The organism is Staphylococcus cohnii species complex 1663, from assembly GCF_041008415.1.
In the GTDB taxonomy this organism is placed as follows: domain Bacteria; phylum Bacillota; class Bacilli; order Staphylococcales; family Staphylococcaceae; genus Staphylococcus; species Staphylococcus ureilyticus.
Genome location: NZ_JBFDVL010000004.1, coordinates 1 through 17,666 on the forward strand (window position 1 = coordinate 1; position 17,666 = coordinate 17,666).

15 protein-coding genes are annotated in these 17,666 nt (G+C 32.5%); 9 read left to right on the top strand and 6 right to left on the bottom strand.

Annotation, left to right across the window (positions count from 1 at the left end):
* Nucleotides 1–91: 91 nt before the first annotated feature.
* Nucleotides 92–1,261 (bottom strand): ArgE/DapE family deacylase, encoded by a 1,170-nt coding sequence (locus tag AB1J10_RS05480; protein WP_040029770.1) that lies wholly within the window; start codon nucleotides 1,259–1,261, stop codon nucleotides 92–94.
* Nucleotides 1,262–1,423: 162 nt separating this feature from the next.
* On the opposite strand from AB1J10_RS05480, the gene srtA reads away from it, so the two are divergent.
* Nucleotides 1,424–2,023: a class A sortase SrtA gene (gene srtA, locus AB1J10_RS05485; protein ID WP_369003043.1), complete on the top strand. Its 600-nt coding sequence runs from the start codon at nucleotides 1,424–1,426 to the stop codon at nucleotides 2,021–2,023.
* Between the two features lie 87 nt (nucleotides 2,024–2,110).
* Here srtA and AB1J10_RS05490 read toward each other — a convergent pair whose 3' ends face one another.
* Nucleotides 2,111–2,779: an N-acetylmannosamine-6-phosphate 2-epimerase gene (locus AB1J10_RS05490; protein WP_070037368.1), complete on the bottom strand. Its 669-nt coding sequence runs from the start codon at nucleotides 2,777–2,779 to the stop codon at nucleotides 2,111–2,113.
* A 165-nt stretch (nucleotides 2,780–2,944) separates the two neighbouring features.
* On the opposite strand from AB1J10_RS05490, the gene AB1J10_RS05495 reads away from it, so the two are divergent.
* Nucleotides 2,945–3,742: a MurR/RpiR family transcriptional regulator gene (locus AB1J10_RS05495; RefSeq protein WP_019470049.1), complete on the top strand. Its 798-nt coding sequence runs from the start codon at nucleotides 2,945–2,947 to the stop codon at nucleotides 3,740–3,742.
* Between the two features lie 358 nt (nucleotides 3,743–4,100).
* On the opposite strand, the gene AB1J10_RS05500 is transcribed toward AB1J10_RS05495, so the two are convergent.
* On the bottom strand, nucleotides 4,101–4,973 hold the full coding sequence (locus AB1J10_RS05500; RefSeq protein ID WP_107365222.1) for an ROK family protein: 873 nt from the start codon (nucleotides 4,971–4,973) through the stop codon (nucleotides 4,101–4,103).
* 225 nt (nucleotides 4,974–5,198) lie between these two features.
* On the opposite strand from AB1J10_RS05500, the gene AB1J10_RS05505 reads away from it, so the two are divergent.
* The 4 genes from AB1J10_RS05505 (at nucleotide 5,199) to AB1J10_RS05520 (ending at nucleotide 9,500) form a co-directional block, all read left to right on the top strand.
* A complete protein-coding gene (locus AB1J10_RS05505; protein WP_369003044.1) occupies nucleotides 5,199–6,080 on the top strand; it encodes an N-acetylneuraminate lyase in 882 nt (293 codons plus the stop codon).
* Nucleotides 6,081–6,105: 25 nt separating this feature from the next.
* Nucleotides 6,106–7,650: a sodium:solute symporter gene (locus tag AB1J10_RS05510; RefSeq protein ID WP_107365221.1), complete on the top strand. Its 1,545-nt coding sequence runs from the start codon at nucleotides 6,106–6,108 to the stop codon at nucleotides 7,648–7,650.
* A 274-nt stretch (nucleotides 7,651–7,924) separates the two neighbouring features.
* Entirely contained in the window at nucleotides 7,925–8,722 is a 798-nt protein-coding gene (locus AB1J10_RS05515; protein WP_040029771.1) for a Cof-type HAD-IIB family hydrolase, read from the top strand.
* Nucleotides 8,723–8,840: 118 nt separating this feature from the next.
* On the top strand, nucleotides 8,841–9,500 hold the full coding sequence (locus AB1J10_RS05520; RefSeq protein ID WP_046206776.1) for an NAD(P)H-dependent oxidoreductase: 660 nt from the start codon (nucleotides 8,841–8,843) through the stop codon (nucleotides 9,498–9,500).
* Between the two features lie 181 nt (nucleotides 9,501–9,681).
* Here AB1J10_RS05520 and AB1J10_RS05525 read toward each other — a convergent pair whose 3' ends face one another.
* Nucleotides 9,682–10,491, bottom strand: coding sequence for a VOC family protein (locus AB1J10_RS05525; protein WP_064209272.1), 810 nt, complete (start codon nucleotides 10,489–10,491; stop codon nucleotides 9,682–9,684).
* Between the two features lie 186 nt (nucleotides 10,492–10,677).
* Here AB1J10_RS05525 and AB1J10_RS05530 point away from each other — a divergent pair, with 186 nt between their 5' ends.
* A complete protein-coding gene (locus tag AB1J10_RS05530; RefSeq protein ID WP_107391277.1) occupies nucleotides 10,678–12,459 on the top strand; it encodes an ABC transporter ATP-binding protein in 1,782 nt (593 codons plus the stop codon).
* A complete protein-coding gene (locus tag AB1J10_RS05535) occupies nucleotides 12,452–14,215 on the top strand; it encodes an ABC transporter ATP-binding protein (RefSeq protein ID WP_064209273.1) in 1,764 nt (587 codons plus the stop codon). The genes AB1J10_RS05530 and AB1J10_RS05535 overlap by 8 nt, the downstream gene beginning before the upstream one ends.
* Before the next feature lie 310 nt (nucleotides 14,216–14,525).
* Here AB1J10_RS05535 and AB1J10_RS05540 read toward each other — a convergent pair whose 3' ends face one another.
* Entirely contained in the window at nucleotides 14,526–14,804 is a 279-nt protein-coding gene (locus AB1J10_RS05540) for a GNAT family N-acetyltransferase (RefSeq protein WP_019470056.1), read from the bottom strand.
* Between the two features lie 198 nt (nucleotides 14,805–15,002).
* Between AB1J10_RS05540 and AB1J10_RS05545 the strand changes: the two genes are divergently transcribed.
* Nucleotides 15,003–15,974, top strand: a complete 972-nt coding sequence (locus AB1J10_RS05545; protein WP_070037377.1) for a metal ABC transporter solute-binding protein, Zn/Mn family — start codon at nucleotides 15,003–15,005, stop codon at nucleotides 15,972–15,974.
* Nucleotides 15,975–16,113: 139 nt separating this feature from the next.
* Here AB1J10_RS05545 and aldA read toward each other — a convergent pair whose 3' ends face one another.
* Nucleotides 16,114–17,538 carry an aldehyde dehydrogenase gene (gene aldA / locus AB1J10_RS05550; protein WP_046206780.1) on the bottom strand — a complete coding sequence of 475 codons (1,425 nt, stop codon included), beginning with the start codon at nucleotides 17,536–17,538 and terminating at the stop codon, nucleotides 16,114–16,116.
* Between the last annotated feature and the right edge of the window lie 128 nt (nucleotides 17,539–17,666).

Genomic DNA, 17,666 nt, shown 5'->3' on the forward strand with positions numbered 1-17,666 from the left:
TCGTATGGATTAGCCATTTATAGAGTACGCAGTTTCTGTATTAAGCTTTGTTTAGTGATTGTAAGCGTGTTATATCACGTGCTTAGTGATTTTATTTAGCCGTATTTAAATACTGTGGTAATAACTGGCTATATAAATCTATAAAAGTTAGATAAGCATCTTTATAAACATATTCATCAACTTGATGTGCTTGTCCAGTCTCACCTGGGCCATACATTACAAATGAGAAACTTTCATCTTTATCTTTCATTAAATATGATGCATCTGTAGTTGCAGTAGAAGAAGTCACATCCAGATTTCTATCAAAATAGGAATCACCTAAAGATTTAGCTAATTTTAAGAACGTATTATCCCCCTTAGTATATACGGGATCGCGGTTTACATAAGGGTTAACAGTTATATCGGCGTTACTTTCTTGGTTAACTTGATCTTTTATACTGTTAAATAACGCCTCAAATTTATTATTATCATAATCTGGTATGGTACGCATGTTAAACAGTGACTCAGCATAGGCTGGTATAGAATTGACTTGGTCGCCACCGGATATGATTGTTGAATTCATTGTTGGCGTACCGAGCAACTCACTTTTAATATCAACTTTGTTATACGCTTTATTTAAATAATGAATAAAATCGACCAATGGATTAATCGCATTATAACCTAATTCAGGCATTGAGCTGTGTGAAGATTTACCTTTGGATATCACTTGAATATCCATGGTACCTTTATGTGTATAAACAATGCCATCTTGTGAAGGCTCTGCGATTAATAGGGCTTCGACGTCATCCATATAGCCTTTTTCATGTAATAATGCAGCGCCGTCACTCGTTACTTCTTCTCCTGCAGTCGCCATAAATCTGATAGTACCTTGATTTAATGTACCTGCTTCTTTAATTTCTATTAAACTAATTGCTAAAGCGGCTAGTCCTGATTTCATATCTGCAGAGCCACGTCCGTGTAATCTTCCTTGATTATCCTCTGTAAGCTTAAATGGGTCATAATTCCATAAATTTTCATCACCTGTAGTGACAACGTCCATATGCCCTGAAATACCAACCACAGGTTTTCCGTTACCAATTTCTGCAACTAAGTTAGCTCTTGTGTTTTCGCCTTCCAGTTTTTCGATTTTGGTTTGAATTCCGTATTTATTAAATAAATCTTGTAAATAATGTGCGACATCAAGTTCTTTTTCGTTCACAGATTGAATTTCAACAATGTCAGACAATATCTTTACACGCTCATCATTAGAAAATACTGACATACAAACACATCCTTTATATATATTGAATACTTTAGTATCTACCACATTATTAATTTTTAAAACTATAAAAGGATTGATGCAAAAAAAATATGCTTTGTTAGATAATGAGTTGTGCTATACTTATAATGAATCGTTTGATTTAGACAAAGGAGCATGCGTGACATGAAAAAATGGGGAAGTAGACTTGTCACATTAATTGGTGTGGCACTCATTATAATAGCAATTTATTTATTTATGAAACCAAAGATTGATAATTATTTTACTCAAAAAGACAATGAAAATAAAATAGAACATTATGACCAACAATCTAAAACTTCTGAAAAAAAGAAAGTAGAAATACCTAAAGATAAGACAAAGATGGCAGGTTATTTATCAATTCCTGATGCAGATATTAAAACACCTGTTTATCCTGGACCGGCCACGCCGAAACAATTAGATAGAGGCGTAAGTTTTGTGGAATCAAACGAATCATTAGAGGATCAAAATATCACAATTGCAGGTCATACATTAACGGGTCATTCGGATTATCAATTTTCTAGGTTACCTGAAACGAAAAAGGGAAGCAAAGTTTATTTTAAAGTTGGAGATGAGCGAAGAACGTATCAGATTACTAAAATTTATGATGTGAAACCAGATGAAGTTGAAGTGTTGGACGAACAAGCATCGAATAAGAAGCAACTAACATTAATTACATGTGATAATTACAATGAACAAACAGGTGAGTGGGAAGATAGAAAAATATTTATTGCCGAAGCACTATAACATGCACCGTTAAATAAAAAATTATATAAAAAGTCCGTATTCATTACCAAGTAAAAACATGGGTTTGAATACGGGCTTTTTTAAATGTTAATTTTCAATTGCTTGAATAAATCTTTTGGTGATTTCTTTAGGGCGTGTAATCGCACCTCCGACGACTGTACAATGAACATTTAAGGCTGTAACTTGTTTAAACATTTCAGGTGTGATGACATTTCCTTCAGCTATAACTTTTGCATGAACATGTGAAATCACATCTTTTAAAAATTTGAAGTTATCTTCATACAAAATATGTCCTTTAGTATAAGCAGTATAGCCTCGAAGGGTCGTTCCTATGTAATCAAAACCTAATTTATCAGCATATTGTGCTTCTTCAAGTGTAGAGATATCAGCCATAATTTCTATATTTGGTGCTTGCTGACGTATATAAGAAACAAGTTCTTGTAATGATTCTTCAGGACGCTCCTGCTTTGTAGCATCCAAGGCAATAACTTCACATTTGCTTTCTAGTAATTCATCGACTTCTTTACGTGTTGCGGTGATAAAAACATCAGAATTTGCATAGTCTCTTTTGACAATACCGATGATAGGTAAATTCACCTCTTGTTTTATCGCCATAATGTCTTCTTTAGAGTTTGCTCTAATGCCAACAGCACCACCTTCATATGCAGCTAAAGCCATTTTTGACATGATAAAAGATGAATGTAACGGCTCATTTTCCAAGGCTTGACATGAGACAATTAATCCTTGTGGTAACATAATAATACACTCCGTAACTTTAGTAGATTTAATAAAATACTTTACTATCTAATAGATTCATATTTTTAATATAACACCAAGAAAATAATAATCAATATATTTCATTGTTATGAAAAACATTTTCATTTATACTATAGCTATGATTGGGATGGGAGGATAGATAATATGAAATTTGAAAATCGCGTGCAACGTTACCATCATTTATTTACTAAAACAGATAAACAAATCGTAGCGTATATTCAAAACAATGACTTTGACGACACATTTTCAACAATTAATTCATTAGCATATGCGATTGGTACTTCGCCTGCAACGATTACAAGATTTAGTAATAAATTAGATTATGAGAACTTTCAAGATTTGAAGTTTAATTTACAGCAAGAAATGTCGGAAAGAGTAATAGAAAATAGTCCTTTAATTCAACGTATTCATAAATATCATCAAAATATTATTCAGCAAACAGGAGAATTTATTTCTGATGAAAAAATTCAAAGTTTTGTTAACCAAATTATTCGAAGTAGACAAATCATTTATGCAGGTCTTGGTAGTTCTGGATTATCAGCTACAGAATTTTACTATCGTATGATGAGAATGGGTTTGAAAGGGAATGTGTCTACAGATGCTCATCAAATGAAAATATTTGCTTCTTTGTTATCAGCATCAGATACATTTGTTGCGATTTCAAATAGTGGTGAAACTACAGAGCTTATAGCTGCAGCCAAAGTAGCACATGAACGTGGGGCTTATGTCGTAGTTATAACGAATTATGAAGGAAGTCCAATTACTGAGTGTGCAGATTTAGTGCTCATAACAACTGATCAATCTAGAAATAAAGACACACAATTTATTAATACTCAAATCGCAACATTGTTTTTAATAGATATTGTCAGTTACTTATTATTAGATGATACATATATGCATAATGTATATCAACATACGAAAAAAGTAGTGTTAAATGAATAGAGTCATTGTGAACGTAAACACGTAAATAAATGTTACGAGGTTCGTTAGGCATATAAGTATCCTTGATTAAAACAAAAGCGCCAAATTCTATTGAGATTATATAGAATTTGGCGCTTTTGTAGTCCATGGACATTAATATGGTGGATATATTTCAAAGTATGAAGAAACAAGTAAGTGCTGTGCTCGCTTAATTGTGTTTATTTATGACCGCTTTCTTCGTGTGCAACAGTAAATACCTGCATAAACGAAAAATTGGCTTAATATCAATATTTCTTTGATAGTAGGATTTTTGATGGTTTTGGTACATAAAGGACGTAATTTTCATGGCTATAACAGCATAACGTCGTCAATAGCTGTTTTAAAATTTAGAGACTGCGCCATAAAGTGCAGCATGATTCTTTGTACGCGTTGTTTGTATATGAGCATGACCGTATTGCTCAGGTAAGTAATGTTCGACTTTAGGTACGATGTATTTTAATAAATTTTGTCCTTGTGAAGAAACACCGCCACCGATCAGAATTAAACCGGGATCATAAATAATCTGTATTTGAGCGATACCTTCTGCAATTGAATCACTCCATTGATTGAGTATAGATAATGCAAGATTATCTTGTTGATCTGCGAGTTCAAATAATTTTGGTACATTGTCTTGATAAATAAATCCTTTTTCTAGCATGAGTGTTTTTAAGGCAGTTGTTGAGGCACGTTGTTCAAATGTTTTGTTTGTTTGTCTATCAAAAAGTAAATAACCAATTTCATTAGCACGATTTCGTTCCCCGTTGTATAGTTGGGAATATTTATTATAAAAAGCGCCCCCAATTCCTGTACCCAGTGTTAAGCAAAAAATATTTTGTGCGCTGTAATCATGGAAAACCAATTCCCCTAACAAAGCTGCATTGACATCGTTAAATACGTTCACCTGAGCATTTAATGGTTTAAGCAAACACTTGAAGTCAGTATCTACGTAATTGGTTATGGTTGGACCAGCGTATTCAACTATGCCACGGCGTTCGTCTATAACGCCTGCGCTAGAAATGCCGACATAAAGTGGGGATATTTGATAAGATTTTTGAAACGTCATTACAATGTTATAAATTTTATCCTTAATAAATGTATCTATGTTGTTAGGGGTAGGTGTTTTGATATATTCTATAAAATTTAATGATTGATCAACTACAGCTGCTTTAATTTCTGTCCCTCCAATATCAATAGCAATCTTATATGGATGCATAAACAAATCCTCCTTAATTTTTAAAAGAAAATCGATGTTGAAAAAAGTTTTCACTTATATTGTTTCGAAATGATGTATTTTTTCAAAATTCTATTGCCACACTCTATGATAGCGTTTACAATTTGAACTGTAAATAGAATAAATAAAAGATATTTTTTAAAGCATTATACAGTTATATAAATGATTTTGAATAATAACTTAAATATATAGATGGAGGGTTATACGATGGAAGAGAATTTAAAAGGTTTATATGCAGCATTATTAGTACCATTTGATGAAGATGGTCAGGTTAAAGAGAAAGGATTGGCGCAAATTGCTCAAAATGCCATTGAAACTGAAGGCTTAGATGGACTTTATGTTAACGGCAGTTCAGGTGAAAACTTCTTATTAAATAAAGAACAAAAGAAACAAGTTTTTAAAGTTGCGAAAGAGGCGGTTAATGAAAATGTAAAATTGATTGCTCAAGTTGGGTCGTTAGATTTAAACGAAGCAATAGAGTTAGGTAAATATGCAACTGAATTAGGATATAATGCGATTTCAGCAGTTACACCGTTCTATTATCCATTTTCATTTGAAGAAATCAAAGATTACTATTTTGAATTAATTGAAGCGACACAAAATAATTTAATTATTTATGCAATTCCAGACTTAACTGGCGTTAACATTTCTATAGAACAATTTGGTGAATTATTTAATCATGAAAAAGTGGTTGGCGTAAAATATACAGCTCCTAATTTTTTCCTATTAGAACGTATTCGAAAAGCGTATCCAGATAAATTAATACTTTCAGGTTTTGATGAAATGTTAGTGCAAGCAGCTATTTCTGGTGTGGATGGCGCAATTGGATCTACTTATAACGTGAATGGTAGACGCGCAAGACAAATTTTTGAAAAAGCTAAAAGCGGTCAAATTGATGAAGCATATCAAATTCAGCATGATACTAACGACATAATTGAAAATGTGTTGTCTATGGGCATTTATTCTACATTAAAAGAAATTTTAGCGACACGTGGCATTGACGGAGGTTTACCGAAACGCCCATTTAAACCATTCAATGAAAATAACAGAGCTAAATTAGAAACATTAATTAACAAATACGATTTGTAGGTTACCGTATAAGGGGATGAATTAAATGGAACAAGTAGGTTTTGGTACATGGAACTGGATAGCAGTAGTTATTTACCTTTTAGTTATGCTTTTAGTCGGAGCATATTTTACCAAACGCGCAAGCCAAAGTACAGATAGTTTCTTTACGGCTAGTGGTCGTTTGCCTTCATGGGCAGTAGGGTTCTCTATCTATGCAACGACTTTGAGTGCGATTACTTTTATGTCTACGCCAGAAAAAGCATTTTTAACAGACTGGTCATATATTGCAGGTAATATTGCGATTGTAGCAATTATTCCTTTACTTATTTACTTTTATGTACCATTTTTTAAAAAATTAAAAGTGACATCTGCGTATGAATATTTAGAGGCACGTTTTGGACCTAGTATTCGTGTTATTGGTTCATTACTATTTGTATTATTCCATATTGGGAGAGTAGCCATTGTCATTTATTTACCTACATTAGCGATTACATCTGTGTCAGATATGAACCCTTATGTTGTGGCAAGTTTGGTTGGTATCTTATGTATTCTTTATACATTTCTTGGAGGTTTCGAAGGTGTAGTATGGAGTGATTTCATTCAAGGTGTCATTCTATTAGGTGGGGCAGCAGCAATTATTATTTTAGGTGTCGTCCACATTCAAGGGGGAATGGGCACCGTTATCAGTGATGCACTGGAACATAATAAAATCATTAGTGCTGATAACTGGAAATTTAATACTGCCGCGGCAGCAATTCCTATCATCTTTTTAGGAAACATTTTTAATAACTTGCATCAATACACAGCAAGTCAAGATGTGGTACAACGTTATCAAGCGTCAGATTCTATATCAGAAACTAAAAAGTCTTTATGGACGAACGGGTTATTAGCTTTAATATCAGCGCCCTTATTCTATGGTATGGGAACAATGATGTACTCATTTTATAGTCATGAAAGTGCATTGCCTAAAGATTTTAATACTTCATCTGTAGTACCATACTTTATACTTACTGAAATGCCACCATTTGTTGCTGGATTATTGATAGCAGCAATATTTGCAGCGGCACAATCAACCATTTCTTCAAGTTTAAATTCAATTTCAGCTTGTATTTCTGTTGATATTAAGCACAGATTCTTCGGCAAGAAAAATGAAAAAAGCGAAGTAGGATTTGCGAGATGGATGATTATTCTTTCAGGTTTATTTGGATTCGGCATGTCTATATATCTAATTGCAGCAGATTCTAATGATCTTTGGGATCTTTTCTTGTTAATTACTGGATTAGTGGGTGTGCCATTGGCTGGTGTGTTTGCGGTTGGTATATTCACACGGCGTACGAATACATTCGGTGTGCTGATGGGATTAATTTTTGGAATTATTTTTGCTTATATCTTTAATGGTATGGGTGGCGGCAATTCTCCATTTTATGTATCAATTATTTCGTTTATAGTAGCCTTTGTTTTCTCTTATGTCATAAGTATTATTGTGCCAGGCAAACAAAAAGACATTACTGGTTTAACCATCTATGATATTAAAGAAAAATCTAATTATGTCTCTATAGTCCGTATGAAAGAAGACGATCAAAAAGTCTAAAGCTTTATGTAGTTAGGTATAATAAATGATGCGTTGAATAGTTATAAAACGATTTACTTCTGTTTATCTCAAAATATTTTTGAGAAAATGAATAAGCTATTAAAGGCAGGTAGAATGAAGCATATTGTGTATATGCGTTCTATTCTGCCTCTTTTTTTAATCTTTGAAAACCATGTTATTTACAGCATAAAATATGTGATTCATTTTAATTCCTCGAAAATTATGGATATAATGAATTACAGATATAAGCAGAGTATTCGAGGGGATGAAAAGTATGATAAAAGCAATCGCAGTAGATATGGATGGTACATTTTTGGATTCAAAAAAACAATATGATCAAGAAAGGTTTAATCGTATCTTTCAACAATTAAAAAATGAAAATATTAAATTTATAGCAGCAAGTGGTAATCAATACGCAAAATTAAAATCTATTTTTGGAGATAAAGCTATGTTTTTTGTTGCGGAAAACGGTGCGGTTATTTATGAAGACAATACGTTGTATGATTATCAAGCATTTGAAAAAGATGTTTTCCATAATATTGTTAATTACTTAAACATCACGCGTGGTATCAATGAAATAATTGTTTGTGGCGTAAAAAGTGCTTACATATTAAAGAATAATGCACAATCATTTAAAAAAGATGCACATTTTTATTACAGACAATTAAAAGAAATAGCATCTTTGCAAAATTTACCAGAAGATGCATATGTAAAAATAGCCTTAAATATAGATAGAACAACACATCCAACACTTGATGAAGATTTGTCAAATCGCTTTTCACAAGATTTATCACTTGTATCGAGTGGTCGAGATAGTATCGATATCATTCTACCTGGTATGACCAAAGGCAATGCGTTAGCAAGATTATTAAAAAAATGGGGACTAACGGAAGATGAACTCATGGCTTTTGGAGATGCAAATAATGATTTAGATATGCTGCAATTAGCAACACATAGTTATGTAATGGAAAATTGTGAAGATGAAACCTTATTCGAAATTGCAAAGTATGTAGCACCGTCAAATGATAAACAAGGTGTTTTATCAATTATTGAAGATAAAGTACTAAAATGAAAAATTAATATTTAAAATTTTGGCAGTATTACGCTTAAACATATAACTTTCATCCGTCTAACAACCTATCTTATACTAAAAAATATAAGCTACAAATGGAAAGGAAGGCAAACAAGAAATGAATGATATGCAACAGACAATTATAAATGCGTTTAATTTTAGACATGCAACAAAAAGGTTTGATTCAGATAAAAAGATAAGTGAAAGTGAATTTAACACAATCTTAGAAGCGGGTAGATTGTCTCCAAGTTCTCTAGGATTAGAACCGTGGAAATTTATCGTAGTACAAAATTCTGAAATTAGAAATAAGTTAAAAGAAATAAGTTGGGGTGCAAAAGGGCAGTTAGAGACAGCAAGCCACTTTGTAATTTTATTAGCGCGAAAAAACGTAACTTCTAAATCACCATTTGTACAACATATGATTCGAGACATTAAACAATATAGCGAAGACAGTATACCTGCTACAGAAGAAAAATTTGATAATTTCCAAACAAGTTTCCATATTAATGATAGTGCGCAGACATTGTTGGAGTGGGCTAAAAAACAAACATATATTGCACTAGGTAATATGATGACGAGTGCAGCATTATTAAATATTGATTCTTGCCCTATGGAAGGATTTGATTTAGATGCTGTTACGCAATTTTTAAGCGATGAAGGTTTGATGGATGAAACGCATTTTGCACCATCTGTAATGGTTGCATTTGGTTATAGAGAAAACGCAGCAAAAGAAAAAGTACGTCAACCTCAATCACATGTAGTAGAGTGGGTTGAATAATAAGCGTTACGAGGACTCAAATATTTAAAATTCATAAAAAAGAAAGCCAATTCATTCATACAATGTATTGAATTATAAACGTCAATTTCTGTTGTCATTACAGAAATTGACGTTTTCTTTGTTTTATGAACTTTAAAAGTGAGTTGGATTATTATACTGATGGCGTGTGATGTCAATGTTTTTAAGTTTTATCAGCAATTAATGACATATTATTGTGTAATCTAATACTTAAACCATCTATAAAAAAAGTTTCTTCAGTATCGATACTTGGTTTATAAATATCGATATGGGCTAATCCATAGCTTGTATCATTTTCAACTCTAGGTAAGCGTGATTGCCAAGTATTTACTGCAATATGGTGATGATAATATTTAGATGACATAAATAGAGCTTGCGGGAAGTTAGAAATATGCTGGAGACCTAGTTGCTCAATGTAAAAATGTTGAGCGATGGTTAAGTCGGATGTTTTCAAATGCAAATGTCCAATCTTCGCATTATTTGGCATTTCATCCCAGCCCATCTTTGTTCTTTGATTAAGTAAATCATTCGTATCTACTTGTAACGTATCCATTTTCACTTTATCATTTTCCCACAACCATACAGACTTAGGTCTGTCATAATAAACTTCAATGCCATTACCTTCTGGATCATTAAGGTATAAAGCTTCACTTACTAGATGATCTCCACCACCAACCGGAATGTTTGATTGCGAAATATGAAATAAGAAATTAGCTAAGTCTTTGCGGTCGGGCAGTAGAAATGCTACGTGAAATAGTCCTGCTTCACTTAAAGTAGGCTGACGTCCCTCTGGTATTTCACATAACGTAATTGTATGGCCGCTCAAACCTACTTGCAAAACTGCAGAAGTATCATTTGTTGATACCACTTTAAGTCCTAAAATATGTGAATAAAAATTCAACATCGTTTGTAAATTTTTAATGTTTAAGGTGATATTTGTTACTTGAATTGCTGATTTATCGTGAAAAGTCATCGCCTTGCTCCTTTAAATTCGGTTATGAGTTATAGATACAAATTAATATAAAAAGTATACCAAGTCAATTTAATTGTCTCATGACGTAGAATTACATAAAGTTTAATATCACTTCTATATTTACATTTAACAACATATGGTAATATGTGAACATGGACAATTTGGAGGATGGAGTGGGGTGAGCGTATGCAAGTTTTTTGGAAATTGGGATGGTTTTTCAAACAACATAAAGGCAGTTATCTTGTTGGATTGAGTACATTATTTTTAATTGCTTTAATTGAAATTTTACCTCCACAGATTATAGGTAAGACTATTGACGATATGGTGGGAAACAAATTAACGCCTAAACTATTAATGATTTATCTTTTGGTATTAGTATTGGTAGCAATTTTAACTTATGTATTAAGGTATATATGGAGATTATCAATATTTGGAACTAGTCAAAAGTTGGGGCAAATATTAAGAACATATTTATATAAAAAGTATACAGTTATGAGTGCTATCTTTTATCAAAATCGAAGAACTGGTGATTTAATGGCACATGCAACTAATGATATAAGAGCAGTGCAAAATGCCGCGGGTGCTGGAATATTGATGATTGCAGATTCTTTGATAACTGGTGGAACAGTGGTGATTACAATGGCTGTAACAGTAAGCTGGAAATTAACATTGATTGCAATGATACCACTACCTTTTATGGTATTGTTAACAAATTTTTATGGATCGTTACTTAGTAAAGGATTTAAAAAAGCACAAGCAGCGTTTAGTAGATTGAACGATAAGACTCAAGAAAGTGTTGCAGGTATCAAAGTAACTAAGACATTCGGTTATGAAGCGAGTGACCAACAAGATTTTAAAGATTTAAGTGATGATGTAGTTGATAAAAATTTAAAAGTTTCGAAAATTGATGCATTATTTGATCCTACAATCACATTAGTGATAGGAATGAGTTACTTTTTATCAATCGTATTTGGTGCAAAATTGGTTTTTAATAATACAATCACACTTGGTCAACTGATTACGTTCACGACATATTTAGGGATGCTCGTTTGGCCATTACTAGCACTAGGACTATTTTTTAATATCGTTCAAAGGGCAAAGGCATCATATGAACGAATTGAAGAAATAGAAAATACCCCTAATGATATAGATACAGATTATAAACTTAACACTAGACCCGTTGGAAATATTGAGTTTAATATTAAGGAATTTAATTTCCCGGGTGATTCGAAAGAAGGTATCTATAATGTACATTTTGAAGTTAGGGAGGGTACTACTGTGGGCATCGTTGGAAGAACTGGTTCAGGGAAAAGTACGCTGATTAGATTGCTACTTAGAGAGTATGATACAAAAGAAATGCATGAAATCACATATGGTGAGCATCCTATTCGAGATTATAATGTACAGCTTTTGAGAAATCAGTTTGGATATGTACCACAGGAACACTTTTTATTTTCAACTTCAATTCGTAATAATATTGCATTTAGTAATGAAAAAATAGGTGATAACCAAATATTTGCAGCAAGTCAAGCAAGTGATATTCATGAAGATATATTATCTTTTCCTGATCAATATCAAACAGTGGTAGGTGAAAGAGGCGTATCATTGTCAGGAGGACAAAAACAAAGAATTTCCATTGCGAGAGCGCTATTAATAGACCCAGAGGTATTAATACTTGATGATTCCCTTTCTGCAGTAGATGCCAAAACCGAAGAAGTGATACTAAGCAATTTAAAAAAACTAAGAAAAGGAAAAACTAATATTATTACTGCGCATCGGATGAGTGCTGTGAAACAAGCGGATGAAATTATTGTTATGGATAAAGGAACGATTGTGGAAAAGGGCACACATTCTACTTTGATGAATCAAAAAGGATGGTATTACGAAACATATCGAGCTCAAGCTTTACAACAAAAGCTCACGCGTAATTTAGATGACTTAACGAAAGGGGACGATACCAATGGCTGAGAAAGTTAATTTAACTGCAAAAGATCAAGCTCAGGCTTTGATTAGGTTATTTAAGTATACGACCCCTTATAAAGGAACTATTGCTTTAGCATTTTTAACGTTAACAATATCAACGATTGCAAGTATGTTGACGCCTTACTTAGTGAAAGTATTTATTGATGATTATCTTACGCCACGCGTTTTTCCCCAACAAGCAATGATATGGCTGATGATTATCTTTATTAGTATTCAAATAATAGGTGCAGTAACAATGTATTTAAGCCAATATCTTTTTCAATATCTTGCTTTTAAAGTGATCCAACAATTAAGAATTGACGCTTTTAATAAATTAGGTAAATTGGGAATGAAATATTTTGATAAGGTATCAGGTGGTAGTATAGTCTCTAGGTTAACGAATGACACTGAGACAATTGTTGATATGATTATAGGCGTATTTTCAACATTTCTTATAGCCTTTTTTATGATGATTTCTAGTTATATAATGATGTTTATTTTAGAGATGAGATTGGCTTTAATATCTTTAATATTTTTACCAGTTATTATATTTATTCTTGCGAGTTATCGTAAATACTCAGCTGTTTTATTTGCAAAATCTAGACAAAAATTGTCCGATTTAAATACAAAATTAGCAGAGTCTATAGAAGGCATGAAGATAATACAGGCGTTTAACCAAGAAAAAAGATTAAACAGTGAATTCAATCGTATTAATGATGAACATTATCAATATATGTTAAAAACTGTGAAACTTGATAGTTTATTATTGAGACCTGCAATAAGTTCTCTAGCTATTTTTGCGGTAGTTATGATTTTGGGATATTTTGGTATCATTAGCTTTACGACAGGTATTACGGCTGGCGTTGTATTTGCATTTGTTCAATATATGGAACGGTTTTTTGAACCAATTAATCAAGTGAGTCAAAATTTAAATATTTTGCAACAAGCTTTAGTTTCAGCGAGTAGGGTATTTACTTTAATTGATGATGACACATACGAACCTGAACAACAACCTGTACCATCGTACACAATTGAAGAAGGAAAGATTGAATTTAGAGAAGTCAGTTTTAGCTATGACGGAAAGACAGATGTATTAAAAAATATTAATTTTACCGTTAATCCTGGTGAAATGGTAGCTCTTGTTGGTCATACGGGTTCTGGGAAGAGTTCAATTATAAATTTGTTTATGCGTTTTTATGAATTTGAACGAGGGAGCATTAATGTGGATGGATATTCAATAAAAACAATCCCTAAACAAGAATTAAAACAGAAAATAGGGCTAGTGCTTCAAGACGCATTTATATTTTATGGTACGGTTGCATCAAATATTAAACTGTATCATCCAACGATGACATTTGAACAAGTAAAAGCTGCAGCAGAATTTGTACATGCGCATCATTTTATTGAAAAATTGTCAGGTCAGTATCAACATAGAGTGATTGAAAAAGGAAGCTCATTTTCAAGTGGCGAACGACAATTGATAGCATTTGCAAGAACAATTGCTACAAATCCTAAAATACTTATTTTAGATGAAGCGACAGCAAACATTGATTCTGAAACAGAGGAACAAATACAACAATCTTTGAATACAATGAGAAAGGGAAGAACCACTTTAGCCATTGCGCACAGACTTTCTACGATTCAGGATGCAGATAAAATACTTGTATTAAATCACGGAGAAATTGTAGAGCAAGGTACACATGAAACGCTGATTAAAAAAAATGGTATTTATTATAATATGTATGCATTACAAAATGGTTAAATTACCCATTTTTAAACAAAATCAATGAAGTATGGAAATTAACGTTATTACAAAATTTAAATGAAACTAAACAATCAAAAGCCAAAATAAAAGGGGTGCAGTCAAAGAACTATTGAGGTAGCTCTATATTTTATAATTATGGAAGTGCGTTCGTTATGTAGTAGAATCGAATGTAGGTTTAAAGAATAAACAAAGCAAATGAGCCTGGGGGACTACTGATTCATCCCAGGCTCATTCAAAATGATGATTTAGTTTAAGATGTTTTATATCCAAATTTATTTTGGACTTTGAAAAGGTTGTTGACACCTAATTAATCTGCATATACATCTTGAAATTCTGGTTTTTTCTCAATAACTGACTTAGCAAAAGGGCATGTCGCGGAGACTTTTAAATTGTTATCACGTGCATAGTCAACTACTGATTTTACAAGTTGTGAACCTAAACCTTGACCACCAAGTTCATCTGGTACACCTGTATGGTCAATGATTATATGGTTGTCACCTTGAGATTGAAATGTAATCTCCGCTTGTGGATTATCTTCGTTATCGCCTACATAAAATTTATTTGTACCTTGTTTGATTTCCGCCATACTAACACCTCCATGTTATTAACATCATATATATTTAATATCACATTTTGCCTTAAGTTAAACAAATTTTAAAATTAAGCATATATTTCAAGCATAAATGATGTTAGTAAAAATTGAAGAATAATAAAAAACCATTGAAAAAATGTGAAAATAAGTTTATAGTTTTAACGGAATAATTTCGATTTGGAGGGGCGTTTTTTGAAAAAAATTATGTTACTTATTCTGACCTGTATATTCATCGTATTGTTAAGTGCATGCGGAAATATAAATTCTGAGAAAAAAGACGTCAGTTCGAACAATAGATTAAAAATATATACGACAGCCTTTGCATTCCAAAGTTTCACTAATCAGATTGGAGGCAAATATGTAGAAGTTGATTCGATTTATCCACCTGGTGCAGATATGCACTCTTTTGAACCGACACAAAAAGAAATGATTAATATCGCTAAAAGTGACTTGTTTATCTATTCGAATGAAGAAATGGATCCCGTTGCCAAGAAAATTGCAAGTTCAATTAAAAATAATAATTTGAAGTTACCTGTTGCTGCACACCTTGATCACCATGATTTAATTTCAAATCATGAAGCACATGACGATCATGACGAACATGAACATCATGAAACACATGAAAGTCATAATCATGGGGGGGAAGATCCACATGTATGGCTAGATCCGGTGTTAAATAAAAAATTTGCTAAGGTGATTAAAAATGATTTGATCGAGAAGGATCCTAAGCACAAAACGTATTACACGCGTAATTATAATCATTTGATAAAGGATATGAATGAAATTGATCATGAGATGAAGCGAATCACACAACATCCTAAACGTGATACAGCCATAATTTCTCATGACTCTATAGGTTATCTTGCAAATCGCTATCATTTTAAACAGCAAGGTGTTAGTGGCATGAATAATGAAGAACCTAGTCAACGTGAACTCATGAATATCGTTCAAAATATAAATAAAACTAAACAACCTTATGTATTATATGAACAAAATATAACATCTAAAGTTACAAATGTTATTCAAAAAGAATCTAATACAACCCCGCTAAAATTTCATAATATGGCAACCTTATCAAAAGAAGATATAGAGGATAAGCAAATATCTTATCAATCTTTAATGAAAGAAAATATGAAGTCATTAAATAAAGCACTTAATGAGTAATTTTAATATAAAGATAAGAGGTTGAGACAAAAAATTTGTCCCAACCTCTTTTGATTTTGTGATAGAAAGTACCATCATCGTTTTTTAATATACATTTAGTCATTTCAACATGTTTTGTATTTTTCAATAATTAACATTTTTAATCATATCTGATGTAAGACACTGTTGTATTATAATATTCTTCAAGCCCACGAATACCATCAGCGCCTCCAATACCTGACTCTCTCCAACCAGCATGATATCCATTCACAACTTCTTCTGCTTCACAATTTGCATAAACCTCACCAAATTTAAGACGTTCAGTTGCTGTCATTACTTCTTTTAAATCTTCTGAAAATATATAAGATGATAAACCGGCATTTGTGTGATTGGCGTGTTCAATAGCTGCTGCAAAATCAGAATACTTAATTATAGGTAGTACAGGGCCGAAAATTTCTTCTTTAAAAGCTTCGTCGTCTGGATTAACTTGGTCTAAAATCGTTGGTTCATAAAAATAACCAGAACGATTTATGATGCTGCCACCTGTAATTAATTGAGCCCCATTTTGAATTGCCTTTTGAACTTTTTCATCTATGCTTGCTAATTGTTTTTGATTGATAATTGCACCGAAATCAGTTTGATCATCGAATGGATCGCCTACATTTAAAGTCTCCATTTTATCTTTTAGTTTGTTAATGAAAGTTTCGTGAATATCATGATGAACAAAGATGCGTTCAGGACAAGTACATACTTGTCCTGCGTTATTAATTCTAGCAGCCACAATGTAATCAACTGCCTTATTTAAATTGGCATTTGGTGTCACTATTACAGGCGCATTACCGCCAAGTTCAAGATTAACTTTTTTAACCGTTTGGGCACTTTTGGCATAAACGGACTTACCCGCGCGCATACTACCTGTGATTGATATTAATTGTATATCTGGATGTTCTGCTAATTGCGTACCTACCGTTTCTCCTTTACCAGGAACAATTTGAATAAGACCCGCAGGAATCGTTGATTGTCGGAACAATTCTGCAATTTTTAAAGTTACTAATGATGTTTCTTCACTAGGTTTTATTATTACAGAACAACCTGAGATTATAGCAGGAATGACCTTTCTCATTAATACCATGATGGGTGCATTCCATGGTACGATACCTGCTGTCACACCAATAGGTTTTTTAGTTAATTGTATCGTCTCATTTTCACGACTATTTTGAATCACTTCACCTTTGCTATTCATACTTTGACTTGTCATATAATCTATAAAGTGTATTGCCTTGTTTATTTCACCGATTGCTGAATTGAGTGTTTTACCTTGTTCTTGAACATATAATTTTGCAATTTTTTCTTTATGTTCTTCTAATAACGGAATTAGCATTTTTACATGGTCAGCACGTGTTGGTTGAGGGACCTTTTCCCATTCTAATTGTGCATGTTTAGATTTTTCCACAGCTGAATTTACTTCGTCTTTAGTCGCAAATGTAATTGTGTCTATGATTTCTTCTGTCGCAGGATTAATGACATTCATTGTGTCATTAGACTCACTTTCTACAAATTGGTTGTTTATAAATAATTTATTCATTACGACACCTCCACACTATGATATATACCACTTATTTGAGCAGAAGAAACGGTTTGAGAAATAATCATAAAACTTTGGTTTTGTTAAGTAATCGGATGTTAGTATATTTTTTATACTTAATGTGTTGA